General features: G+C 69.2%; 9 protein-coding genes. 1 reads left to right on the top strand and 8 read right to left on the bottom strand.

What is annotated here, in order from left to right:
- Positions 1-383: 383 nt before the first annotated feature.
- On the top strand, positions 384-1,400 hold the full coding sequence (locus tag ACTIE5_RS17555) for a questin oxidase family protein (RefSeq protein ID WP_439551005.1): 1,017 nt from the start codon (positions 384-386) through the stop codon (positions 1,398-1,400).
- On the opposite strand, the gene ACTIE5_RS17550 is transcribed toward ACTIE5_RS17555, so the two are convergent.
- The 8 genes from ACTIE5_RS17550 to ACTIE5_RS17515 all read right to left on the bottom strand — a co-directional run bounded on the left by ACTIE5_RS17550 (position 1,397) and on the right by ACTIE5_RS17515 (position 10,271).
- Positions 1,397-2,713 (bottom strand): TRAP transporter large permease, encoded by a 1,317-nt coding sequence (locus ACTIE5_RS17550; RefSeq protein WP_439551004.1) that lies wholly within the window; start codon positions 2,711-2,713, stop codon positions 1,397-1,399. The genes ACTIE5_RS17555 and ACTIE5_RS17550 overlap by 4 nt on opposite strands.
- Positions 2,710-3,270, bottom strand: coding sequence for a TRAP transporter small permease subunit (locus ACTIE5_RS17545; RefSeq protein ID WP_439551003.1), 561 nt, complete (start codon positions 3,268-3,270; stop codon positions 2,710-2,712). The genes ACTIE5_RS17550 and ACTIE5_RS17545 overlap by 4 nt, the downstream gene beginning before the upstream one ends.
- 63 nt (positions 3,271-3,333) lie before the next feature.
- Positions 3,334-4,401, bottom strand: coding sequence for a C4-dicarboxylate TRAP transporter substrate-binding protein (locus ACTIE5_RS17540; protein ID WP_439551002.1), 1,068 nt, complete (start codon positions 4,399-4,401; stop codon positions 3,334-3,336).
- Positions 4,402-4,424: 23 nt separating this feature from the next.
- Positions 4,425-6,809: a xanthine dehydrogenase family protein molybdopterin-binding subunit gene (locus ACTIE5_RS17535; RefSeq protein ID WP_439551001.1), complete on the bottom strand. Its 2,385-nt coding sequence runs from the start codon at positions 6,807-6,809 to the stop codon at positions 4,425-4,427.
- Positions 6,809-7,291, bottom strand: coding sequence for a (2Fe-2S)-binding protein (locus tag ACTIE5_RS17530; RefSeq protein WP_439551000.1), 483 nt, complete (start codon positions 7,289-7,291; stop codon positions 6,809-6,811). Before ACTIE5_RS17530 ends, ACTIE5_RS17535 begins: the two co-directional genes overlap by 1 nt.
- 1 nt (position 7,292) lies before the next feature.
- Positions 7,293-8,117: an FAD binding domain-containing protein gene (locus ACTIE5_RS17525; protein ID WP_439550999.1), complete on the bottom strand. Its 825-nt coding sequence runs from the start codon at positions 8,115-8,117 to the stop codon at positions 7,293-7,295.
- Between the two features lie 103 nt (positions 8,118-8,220).
- The gene (locus ACTIE5_RS17520) at positions 8,221-8,997 is read right to left on the bottom strand and encodes a cyclase family protein (RefSeq protein WP_439550998.1); all 777 of its coding nucleotides are present in this window, start codon (positions 8,995-8,997) and stop codon (positions 8,221-8,223) included.
- Between the two features lie 101 nt (positions 8,998-9,098).
- Entirely contained in the window at positions 9,099-10,271 is a 1,173-nt protein-coding gene (locus ACTIE5_RS17515; protein WP_439550997.1) for a hypothetical protein, read from the bottom strand.
- Positions 10,272-10,296 lie beyond the last annotated feature (25 nt).

The raw sequence follows: 10,296 nt of genomic DNA, 5'->3' as shown, positions 1-10,296 counted from the left end.
TTTTGCGGCCGCGTAGCGGCGCGGGGCACTGCCCCGCGAGCGGGAAATCCGCCGGAGGCATGAGAATCCTGGCGCGCAGCGCGGGTCCTGATTTCTTTTTGCGGCCGCGTAGCGGCGCGGGGCACTGCCCCGCGAGCGGGAAATCCGCCGGGGGGCGCTTTTCGGCCGCAGGGAAGGCGCTGCCTTCCCCGCACCCCATCCGCCAGGGCCGAACCGGCCCTGGACCGTCATCAATTTGTTTTGGTTCATGAAATTCAGCGATGCTACGCCCCATTCGGACCGGGCAAGGGGGAAACCCCTTCCCCCAAGGCAACCGCCAGCCGCCTCCCCTCACACGCGTCGGTAGTCTATGCTGCACCCATGACGACCAAGGAGGGCCCAGGATGAGCGACGCGCTGACCGAAGCCCGATCCCTCAGCGCGGAATACGGGGAGGCCTTCGCCAACCACACCCCCATGGTCCTGCACGCCCAGAAGCGCCTCGGCGGCACCGAAGCCGATGCCCGCCGCTTCCTCGACGCCTATCGGCGCCAGAACCACCTGGCCGCCACGCCCCGCTCCGACGTCACGATCACCCAGCTCAACTGGACCCTGCGCCTCGGCGAACGGCCGGCCCAGGCCGCCTACCGCGCCTTCTTCCGCGCCGAACTCGCCCGCCTCGGCTCGGCGGAGGCGCTGGCCAGCCGCTATCTGCCCCGCCTGCTGCCGGGCCTGGCCGCCAGCGCGCTGCACGCGCTGATGCGGCTCGCCTATGCGCGGGACGCCGGGGATGCGGAGGAAGTGGCCGAAAGCCTCGGCTATTGGGCCGCCACCTACCTGCCGCTCGGCGAAGGCGTCGGCCAGAAGCCCGTCACAACCGAACCGCTCGGCGTGCTGGCGCGCGTGGCGGCGGATCCGACCCTCGTCGCGCTCACCTTCGATGAAGGCCTGCTCTGGCACGCCATGCGCAAGGTGGCGCGAATGCCCGCCTTCTCCCCGGTGCATGACTGGCTGGAGGTGCGGGACGACACGCTCGACCTCATCGCCCGCGATTCGCTGCTGGTGCTGGCGCACACGATGGAATTCTGCGCGATCCACGCCGTGACCGGCGCGCATTGGCTGCGCCTGGTGCTGCCCCTGCTGAAGACGGAGGAACAGAAGCGCGCCATTCGCTTCTTCTGGCAGGCCATCGCCTCCGTCTATCCGAAGATGGGCTTCCCCCGCCCGCTGACGGAAGCGGAAGCGGACGCCATGCGCGCGCTGCCCGCCCCCGAATGGGATGAGATCGCCGCCGCCGCCTGCGCGTCGGATGACGAGCACGACGTCTCCCTCGCCTATTCCGCGCGCTGCGAGGAGGAATTCCGCGGCGACCGCCTCTACCGCGTGGTCGCCGCGCGCCGCCTGGGCCTGATTCCGGGTTAACCCGCGAAGACCAGCGACAGCCCCGGGAAGGCCACGATCAGCGCCAGCACTGCCAGCATGACGCCGACGAAGGGAAGGGCGCCGGCGAAGATCGTCTCCAGCCCGATCCGCTTGTCGTTCAGCGTCGCCTTCACCGCGAAGGCGCTGATGCCAAAGGGGGGCGTCAGCAGCCCGACCTCCACCGCGATGACGGTGATGATCCCGAAATGGATCAGGTCGATCCCGAAATCCTTGGCGATGGGTGCGGCGATCGGCGTGACGATCAGCAGGATCGACGAACTGTCGATGATCATGCCCAGCAGCAGCACAAACAGGATGTAGACCAGAAGGAAGCCGTAGACGCCGAGCCCCATCGTCTGGATCAGGTCCGCGATGGAGGCCGGGATGCCGGCCATGGTCAGCATCCGCGAATACATGCTGGCCGCGATCAACAGGAACAGGATGCCGACGGAGACGAACCCCGTCTCCACCAGGATGCGCCAGAAGCGCGGCAGGGACAGGCGCCGCCGTACCAGCGCGATCATCAGCGCGCCGAAAGCCCCGATGGCGCCGGCTTCCGTCGGCGTGAAGAAGCCGGTGTAGAGGCCGCCGAGGACGAGGGTGATCAACGTCGCGATGGGCACCGATTTGCCGAGCAGGCTTGCCGTGGTCTCCACCTGGATGGGCAGCGCCGCCTGCGCCGCCAGGGGCTGCACCATGTCGGGCCGATAGGTCGCCAGCAGCCAGATCATCGCGACGAAAGCCAAGGCCATCAGCAGCCCCGGCACGATGCCCGCCAGGAACAGCCGGCCGATCGAGACCTCCGCCAGCACGCCATAGATGATCATCAGCAGCGATGGCGGGATCAGCATGCCGAGGATGGAGGACCCCGCCACGCAGCCCACCGCGAATTTCGGCGTGTAGCCGAAGCGCATCATCTGCGGCACGGCGACCTTGGTGAAGACGGCGGCCGAGGCGATGGAAATGCCCGTCACCGCGCCGAACACCGCATTGGCCGCGACGGTCGCCATGCCGAGCCCGCCGCGCAGCTTGCGCAGCAGGTATTGCGCGACCTCGAATGTGTCCTTCCCGATGTCGCTGACGGAGACCAGCAGTCCCATCAGCACGAATAGCGGGATGGTGGCGAAGAGGTAGTCCGATATCGCGGCGTAGGAGGCGAGTGCGAGCATCCGCCCGGCCAGGTCCCAGTTCTCCCGGATCAGGCCGATGCCGATATAGGACAGTAACACAAGCGCGATGCCGATCGGGATGCCCGACAATACCAGCGCCGCCATGATGGCAATCAGCGCCAGGCCGATCTCGATCTCGATCATGCGGAAGCTCCGGTCACGGCGCGCTTCAGGGACAGCACGGCCTGCAGCGCGGAAGCGGCCATGGCGCCGGCACAGCCCACCAGGATGGAAAGCCGGATCGGCCAGGTCGGCAGGGTCCAGACGCCCTGCACGCCGAAGAACTCGTTCTGCTGCCAGGCATCCTCGAATTGCGGCCAGGTCCAGATGAAGATGATCCAGAAGATGAAGACGGCGACGCCGGCGAAGATCGCTTCCAGCACCTCCGCCGCGCGGGGGCTCCAGGCCTGCAGCTTCGCCAGGAACATGTCCGCCCGCGTCATCCGCTGCGCATGGATGGTGGCGGGCAGTTGCAGGAAGACGATGGCGACGATGGTCATGGCGGAAATCTCCGCCACGCCGTTCAGCGGCGCGTTGAGGAAGGACCGCCCCACCACGTCGCAGACGATCAGCACCATCATGCCCGCGATCATCAGCGTGCCGAGGCTGTTGAGCAGCCACAGCACCAGGCCGAAGGGGTCCTTGGGCGGCCGCGCGGCGGCTTCCTGCGCCGCCTCGTTGACCGTATCAAGCTCGCTCATCCAACACCCCCCAGGCAGCACGCGCCCCGGCCAGCTTCCAGGCCGGGGCGCCAGTCATCGCAGTCAGGCCGCCCAGTTGCGCGCCGGCGTAGCGCCGCCGGCGCGAAGGCCGGTCATGTAGGCATCGAGCACCTTCCGCGCGGGCTGGTTGCGGCCCTCATTCGTGCGCGCCCAGTCGCCGGCGATGTCGGGCAGGCCCGCCACCCAGCGCGCGCGCTCGGCCGCCGGGAATTCGGACATCACCGCGCCCTTCTGCACCATCTCCTGCATGTTGGCGCTCGACGTCTCCACCACGCGCTTCGTCAGTGCCTCCGTGTACGCCCGGCCACCGGCGCGGAAGGCGGCCTGCACCACGGGGTCCAGGCGGTTGAAGGTCTGCCGGTTCATGCCGATGCCGCCGACATACATGCAGCCGACATTGACCCGCGTGATGTACTTCGCGACCTCATGCACACGCACCGGGAAGATGCCGGAGGCGAAGGACAGCGCGCCTTCGGAAACACCCGTCTGGATGTCGGTGTAGTAGGTCGTCAGCGCGCCATTCACCGCGACGGCACCGGTGCCGGCCAGCCAGCTGGCGGAGACGCCCGGCGCGCTGATCTTGCGGTTGCGGAGGTCATCCAGCGTGCGGATCGGGAAGGTGGTCCAGAGGTCATAGGTCTCCGTCCCGCAGGAGCCGAGATAGACCATATTGTTCTCGGTCCAGGCCCGCTGCATCTCGGGCATCTCGTTCGTCATCTTTTCCATCACCGCCACCTGCAGGGGCAGGTTGTCGGTGGCGAAGGGGGTGAAGTACGTCACGTTCTGCAGCGGCATCGCGCTGCCTTCCCACAGCGTGCCGACGAAGCCGACATCGGTGATGCCGTCCTTCACCGCGTTGCGCGTTTCCGTGAAGCGGTAGAGCGTGCCGCCGAAGGCTTCCCGCCAGCGGATGCGGAAGCGGGTGTTCTCCAGCTGCTGGTTCACCATCGGCATCAGCGCCTGCTGCATCGCCCAGATCCAGGCGATGGTGGTGGGGTGCGATGCGGCGATGGTGATGTTGATCTGCGTCTGCGCGGCGACGATGCCGGGCGCGGCCAGCGGCGCCGCCGCGGCGGTGCCGAGCAGCAGGCGGCGTGTGATGAGGCTCATTTCCTGGTTCTCCCTGTTGTCGACTAGATTTTTCCGAGCGCGCCGAGGATGCGCGCCGGCGTGAAGGGTTGCGCGAGGACGCGCGCGCCGAAGGGCCGCAGCGCGTCGTTGATGGCGTTCTGCACCGCGGCCGGGGCGCCCGCGGTGCCGGCCTCCCCCGCGCCCTTGGCGCCCAGCGCGCTCTCGCGGGTCGGCGTCTCCACATGCGCCACCTGGATGTCCGGCATCTCCCCCGACATAGGCAGCAGATAGTCGGCGAGACTCCCCGTCAGCAGCTGGCCTTCCGGCGAATAGACGCAGTGTTCCAGCAGCGCGCCGCCAAGGCCCTGCACCACGCCGCCGCGGATCTGTTCATCCACCAGCATGGGGTTGATGACCGTGCCGCAATCCTCCACGCACCAGTGGCGGAGCAGCGTGACGAAGCCGGTCTCGACATCCACTTCGACGTAGCTGGCCTGCGCGCCGTTGGTGAAGCAGAAGGGATAATCCTTCGGCGTGTAGTGCCGCGTCGCGACCAGCTCCCGCGGCAAATCCTTCGGCAGCGTGTCGCCGCGGAAATAGACGATGCGGCCCAGCTCCTCCAGCGGCAGCCGTTCCGCCCCCGTCGCGCGGTCCACCACCACGCCATCGATGATGTCGAGTGTGTCGGGCGTGGATTGCAGCATCGATGCCGCGATCACCAGGATCTGGTCGCGCAGCGCCGTGCCGGCCTGCAGCGCGGCTTCGCCCCCGATGCCCGCGCCGCGGCTGGCCCAGGTGCCGCCGCCATAGGGCGTCGTCTCGGTGTCGCCGGTGGTTACGCGCACGCGGTTGATCGGCACGCCCACCGCGCTCGCCACGATCTGCGCGAGGATGCCCTCCGTCCCCTGGCCCTGTTCCGTGACGCCGGAGGCGATGGCCACGCTGCCATCGGGGTCGAGGCGCACGGTCGCGCCATCCATGGCTGAAATCCGCGCGCCGCCGATGCCGTACATGAAGGGGGAGGGATTCGTGAGTTCGATGAAGCTCGCCAGGCCAATGCCGCGGATGATGCCCTTGGCGCGCAGCGCGTCACGCTCCGCCTTCAGCCCCTCATAATCCATCATCGCCAGCAGCTTTGTCAGGCACTGGTGATGCGACAGCCCCTCGAAGGAGAGGTTCGCCAGGTTCTTGCAGGGATAGGCATCGTCGGCGATCAGGTTGCGGCGGCGGATCTCGGCGGGGTCCATCCCGATCGCCTCCGCCGCCATGTCCACCAGCCCCTCCGTCACCGTGGTGGCGATGGGGTGGCCGACGGCGCGGTATTGGCATGTCGGCGTCTTGTTCTGGAACACCACCGTGGTGCGTGCCTTGTAGCCCTTCAGCACATAGGGCCCGCCCGTCAGGTTCACGACCTGGTTCCCCTCCACAGCGGAGGTCCGGGGATAGACGGAATAGGGGCCGATGCCCGTCAGGTCATCGATCTCGATGGCCAGCAGCGTGCCGTCCCGCTTCACAGCGCAGCGTGCCTTGATGCGGTGGTCGCGGGCATGGATGTCGCTGACCATGCCCTCCATCCGGTCGGCGATGAACTTCACCGGCCGGCCGAGCATCTTGGAGAGTGCCGCGGTCGCGACCTCATCGGGGTAGACATGCACCTTGATGCCGTAGCTGCCGCCGACATCCTTGCAGACGACGCGCACATCGCCCTCGCGCAGCGCCAGGTGCTTCGCGAAGACCGTCTGCATCATGTGCGGCGCCTGGTTCGAATGATGAACCGTGAGGCGCCCTTCCGCCGGGTTGTAGTCCGCCAGGATCGCGCGGCCTTCCAGGCAGACGCCGGTATGGCGCCCCGTATGGAAGGTGGCCTCCACCACCACCGCATCGGGGTCCGCGAAGCAGGCATCCGGTTCGCCGCCGACATGGTCACGCTGGAAGGCCAAATTGTCGCCGAGCACGGGATGGATCACCGGCGTCGTCGCATCCAGCGCCGTCTCGGCATCCACCACCGCCGGCAGAGGCTCCCACTCCACCTCGACCAGCCCGATCGCATCCTCCGCCTCCGCGCGCGACCGCGCGACGATGGCGACGACGGGTTCCCCCTGCCAGCAGGCGACATCGACGGCCAGCGCGTGCTGCGGCGCGGATTTCAGCCCCTTGAGGTGATGCAGCACGCCGACCCAGGGCGTGCAGACCGTGGCCATCTCCGCCCCCGTCACCACCCGGATCACGCCCGGCGATGCCTTGGCCGCCGATGTGTCGATGGAGAGGATGCGCGCATGGGCATGCGGGCTGCGCAGGAAGGCGGCATGGACCATCCGCGGCAGGCGGATGTCATCGACATACTGGCCGCGCCCCGCCACCAGGCGCTTCGCATTGGGGCGGGGGACCGAACGGCCGATATAGGAATTCGGCCTGTCGACAGCGGATAGCGGCGGCATGTCGTTCATCACGCGCTCTCCCGCATCACGGTGGCCGCCGTTTCGATGGCGTCGACGATGGCCTGGTAGCCGGTGCAGCGGCAGTAATTGCCGCTGATGCCCTCGCGGATCTCCTCGCGCGTCGGGCTCGGGTTCTGCTTCAGCAGCGTCGCCGCGGCCACCAGCATCCCTGGCGTGCAGAAGCCGCATTGCAGCGCGTTGCGCGCCACGAAGGCGTCCTGGATGGCGCTGATGGCGCCGGTCTCGGTCAGGCCCTCCACGGTCCAGACCTCCGAACCCTGCGCCTGCACCGCCAGCATCAGGCAGCCCCGCACCATCGCCCCGTCCACGATCAGTGAGCACGCACCGCAGACGCCGTGTTCGCAGCCGGCATGGCTTCCGGTCAGGTCCAGCCCTTCCCGCAGGAAGTCGACCAGATGCGTGCGCGCCTCGACGCGGGCGGAGACCGCCTCTCCATTCACCGTCAGCGAGATATCGAGAAAGCGGTCCATCTCAGTGTCCCCCCAACGCGGCTGCGGCGCGGCCCAGCAGCACGCGGGCGAGGTGGCGTCGCAGCGCCGGCGGGCCATGCAGGTCCTGCGGCGGGTCGATCTCCTGCGCCACGGCGTCCTGCGCGGCCGCCAAGTCGCCGGCGGCCAGCGCCGCTTCCGCGCGCGGCGTGCGCAGCGGAGTCGTCCCCACGCCGAACCAGGCCAGCCGCAGCGCCGCACCGGCACGCTGCGCGGCGAGGCCCACGATCGCGTAATCCCCCTGCCGCCGCGCCAGTTCCTGCACGGTGCAGGGCGCGCCTGCATGGGACGGCACTTCCACCGCCACCAGCACCTCATCCGTGCGCAGCGCCGTCTGGTACAGGTCCCGGAAGAAATCCCGCGCCGCCACGCGGCGTTCGCCCGCCGCGCTGCCGATCACCAAGGTCGCGTCCAGCGCCAGCGCGCAGGCCGGCAGTTCCGCCGCCGGGTCCGCCATGGCGATGGAGCCCCCGATGGTTCCCCGCGCGCGGATCGCCGCATGGGCGATCCAGGGCACCGCCTTGGTCAGCAGGGGCGCGTGGCGCGCCACATCGGGATCGGCACCCAGTTCCTGGTGCCGGGTCAGCGCGCCGATCCGCAGCACACCATTCGCCACCGTCACGCCCCGCAGCGCGGCGACGCCGTTGATGTCGATCAGCAATTCGGGCGCGGAAAGCCGCAGGTTCAGCGCCGGGACCAGGCTCTGCCCACCGGCGAGCAGCCGCGCGGAATCGCCATGGCGGGCAAGGGCGGCGAAGACGTCATCCAGCGTCGTCGCGCGCGCATAGGCAAAGGGGGCGGGCTTCACCGCTGGGGTACTCTCCCTGGACGTTGGGCCCGGTTGTTCCGCGCCGCTTGCCGTTCATTTGTCGTCCGCCCGCCGCTTTTGTCCAGCGAACAGGCATGCCGCCCTATTCGTCCAGGATCGCGACCGCCCGGCACCATCCGCCCGACGCCGCCCTGATCTTCACCGGGAGGCAGGAGACGGTGAAGCCCGTGGCCGGCAAGAGGTCGAGGTTGGTCAGCTTCTCGATCTGGCAGTAGCCCGCTTCCCGCCCGGCCTTGTGGCCTTCCCAGATCAGGCTGGCATCGCCGCTCTCCGCCACCCGCGCCTTGGTGTGGATGAAGGGCGCGTCCCAGGACCAGCCATCGGTGCCTACCACCCGCACGCCCTGGCCGGTCAGCCACAAGGTCGCCTCCCGCCCGAAGCCGCAGCCGCGCGCGACATAGTCCGGCCGGCCGTAGCAGGCGCCGGCGGCGGTATTGGCCAGCACGATGTCGCCGGGCCGCAGCACATGGCCGATCTCGGCCAGCGCGGCCTGCACCTCCGCCGCGGTGACGACATGGCCATCCGGCATGTCGCGGAAATCCAGCCTCACGCCCGGCCCGATGCACCAGTCCAGCGGCACCTGGTCGATCGTCAGCGCCGGCGCGCCGCCATCCATCGTGCTGGCATAGTGCCAGGGCGCGTCCAGATGGGTGCCGTTATGGGTGGTCAGCTGGATCATCTCGATCGCCCAGCCTTCCCCGTCTGGCAGCTGGTCCGGGCTGATGCCGGGGAAGAAGCCCAGCAGCTGGGCCACCGTCTCCTTGTGGGTGCGATACTCGATATGCGGGCCGAGCCCCGGCGGGTCCGCCGCCACATCATTCTCGAGCGCGAGCGACAGGTCGATGATCCGGCGCGGCATGGACGCGATTCCCCCCGGGACGTGGCCGGAGCCTATTCCTTCCGTGGCCCCGCGCCAGCCCGCCGATCCGGCACGGGGTCGGAACGCCCCACCCCCTCCGATCAGAAAGCCTGGCGCCAGCCCACCAGCACCAGCCCCGCATCGGTGTTGGCCCGTCCGCCATCCTCGGTGCCCGCGCGGGTGCGGGACCAGCCGATATCGGCGGTGAAGCCCAGGCCCAGCTCCCGCCCCACCGTCGCTTCCAGATAGGAGGATCGCGCCACGCCATTGGCGCTGCGGTTCCGGTCCTCCACCTGCCAGCCCAGCGAACCGCGCCAGGGGCCATAGGTGGTCAGTGCCGCCAGCGTCGTGATGGTGCGGCGTTCGCCGATGGGCGCGGGCACCCCCGCCACATCCTCCACCGGCCGGCCGCCGGCGTTGCGGAAGCGCACGGCTTCGGCGAAGAGCGTCGTGGAGACCTCCTCCGTCCAGGGGATCTCCCAGCTGGCGCCGATGGCCGTGCCCCATTCCCGCGCGCGCCCATCCACGCCCGCGCCGCGCGACAGCACCGCGACCTGGTAGGTGAAGCCCGGCAGCGCGGCCATCTTCTCCCCCTCCAGCGCCACGGCGACATTGTCGAGCTCCCCGGTATTGCCCGCGCCGCCCAGCGCCCGGCTGTTGCGGCGGTAGCGCTCGGCCTCATCCCGCCCGAAGCGCTTGCGTGTGATGGCGGTGGAGGAGAGGGAGGTGGTGTCGAAGGTGAAGACGGCCGCGGTCAGCCGGTGCTCCCCCCACCCGTCGCCGTCATCGACGATGGTGGCCCGAGCCTGGAAGCCCAGGCTTTCCGCGATCTCATAGAGGGAGACCTGGTCGGTCAGCCGGATGCCCGGCAAATTGTCCCAGCCGCGGCCGAAGGGGGCGGTGAACTTGCCGGCCGTCAGCGTCAGCCGCGGATCGGCCTGCCATTCCGCATAGAGCGACTGCACCCAGGCGCCGTGGTCCTGGAAGGCGCGGTCCTGTCCCCCCATCGGCCCGGCGGCCACGGGTTCGAACTTCAGGGCGCCCCGGATGGTGAAGCTTTCCGCCAGATGCAGCCCGGCGGTCAGTTCCGTCTTGGTGTAGAGGTCGCGGAAGCGATCCGTCCGGGACAGGGCGCGATAGGTGGAGACGCCGTAGAGATCGACCGACAACTCGCCGCTCACATGCGGCACGAAGCCGGCGCCCGTCCGCACCTCCTGCGCCCCGGCCGGGGCACCGCCCGCGGCCAGCATCGCCGCCGCCACCCCGGTCTTCATCCACCGCATATCGTCGTTCCCCTAC

Source organism: Falsiroseomonas sp. (assembly GCF_051859025.1).
GTDB lineage: Bacteria > Pseudomonadota > Alphaproteobacteria > Acetobacterales > Acetobacteraceae > Falsiroseomonas.
This window is presented reverse-complemented; position numbering and strand designations above follow the sequence as displayed.